Here is an 816-nt window from a genome sequence, read left to right as displayed (position 1 = left end):
CGGCGCGACGATCGCCATCGCCGACGGCATGTAGCGCTGCGCAAGACCAATGTGGTCTCCATCAATTCGCAGAGATTCGAATGCCCCATCGACCTGCGCGAGAAAACCGTCGAAGTGCGCTACGACCGGATGCGGCGCGACAGCTTCATCGTCTATTGCGCCGGCCAGCGCGTGGGCGAGGCGACGCCGCTGGACCTGTACGCCAATGCGCGCCTGCGCATGCGATCGAGCGAGGGGGCGGCATGATCATGACCACCTTCGGCTTGACCCGCGAGCCCTTCCATCGCCACGACGCGGCCCTGCTGGCGCAGCAGGCCGAGGCCCTGGAGATGATCAGGATCCATGCGCAGCACGGCGGCTTTTGCGTCATCGTCGGCAACCCGGGCGTGGGCAAGTCGGTGCTGCGCGAGCACCTGGAACAACTGGGCAAGGAGCGCGACACCGTCGTCGTCTCGTTCACCCAGACCATGCACACCTACCAGCCCATTCTCAAGCAGTTGGCCGCATCGCTGCAGCTGACGGCGGCCGCGGGCGCGCTTGAAAAGGAACTGGTGCAGGCGGCCTTTCGCCACGTACAATCGAACAAGACGCTCTACATCGTCATCGACGAGGCGCACTTGCTCGATGTCGCGATCTTGCGTAAGCTACGCCTCTTGTTCGAGCGCTTCCCCAGGAAGCACACCCTGGTGTTACTGGGGCATCCGGAGCTGATGTTCCGCCTGTCGATGATGTGTAACGAAGACATCAAGAGCCGGATCAGCTATTCCAGACAGGGAATGATATGGCAATGCGCACATTTCAAGGGGTAAAGGCGAA

The 816-nt window shown here is 62.1% G+C and carries 2 protein-coding genes; both read left to right on the top strand.

What is annotated here, in order from left to right:
* Window positions 1-246, top strand: a 246-nt coding sequence (locus ACP7BV_RS27450; protein ID WP_426108077.1) for a hypothetical protein, incomplete at its 5' end; no start/stop codon positions are given.
* Window positions 243-809, top strand: coding sequence for an AAA family ATPase (locus ACP7BV_RS27445; protein WP_426108076.1), 567 nt, complete (start codon window positions 243-245; stop codon window positions 807-809). The genes ACP7BV_RS27450 and ACP7BV_RS27445, both read left to right, overlap by 4 nt.
* Window positions 810-816 lie beyond the last annotated feature (7 nt).

The organism is Massilia sp. TSP1-1-2 (genome assembly GCF_049896185.1).
Taxonomy (GTDB): Bacteria; Pseudomonadota; Gammaproteobacteria; order Burkholderiales; family Burkholderiaceae_D; genus Telluria_A.
Note: the sequence above shows the minus strand (reverse complement) of the source record. Positions and strands in the feature narration are given on the sequence as shown.

Coding starts and splice junctions, on each gene's coding strand:
- ACP7BV_RS27445 (WP_426108076.1), top strand. CDS start 243: ATGATCATGACCACCTTCGGCTTGACCCGCGAGCCCTTCCATCGCCAC.